Genomic DNA, 420 nt, shown 5'->3' with positions numbered 1-420 from the left:
GGCCGGCTGCTTGGTTCCCTGGCCGCGATGCTCGCCGCCGGCGGTGAACATGCCTCGGACCTGGACATCCTGCGGTCCTCGCCCGAGGTCTTCGGTCAGCTGCCCTCGAACGCGACAGTGTCCCGGTTCTTCGAACGCACCGTCACGAACCCGGAGCTGTTCAGCTACGGCTTCCAGACCCTCACCCGGGAACTGCGAACCCGGGCCTGGAACGCCGCCGGGAACCGGAACCCGGCCTTGTCCGCGACGGCCGCGGACCCGCTCATCATCGACATCGACGCGACCCTGGTGACCTCGCACTCCGATAAGGAAAACGTCGCCGGGACGTACAAAGGCGGCTACGGCTTCGCCCCGTTCATCGCTTCCTGTGATTACGGTGCCGGCAACGGATCCGGGGAAATCCGGCTCTTCAGAATTGAG

At 66.0% G+C, this 420-nt stretch carries 1 protein-coding gene; it reads left to right on the top strand.

The features are described 5' to 3' along the window. Positions 1-420 (top strand): transposase (locus ACLRGI_RS23200; RefSeq protein ID WP_419203788.1); only part of this gene is annotated, 420 nt, incomplete at both ends.

This window comes from Paenarthrobacter sp. PPS72, from assembly GCF_048537125.1.
Taxonomy (GTDB): domain Bacteria; phylum Actinomycetota; class Actinomycetes; order Actinomycetales; family Micrococcaceae; genus Arthrobacter; species Arthrobacter nitroguajacolicus_E.
This window is presented reverse-complemented; position numbering and strand designations above follow the sequence as displayed.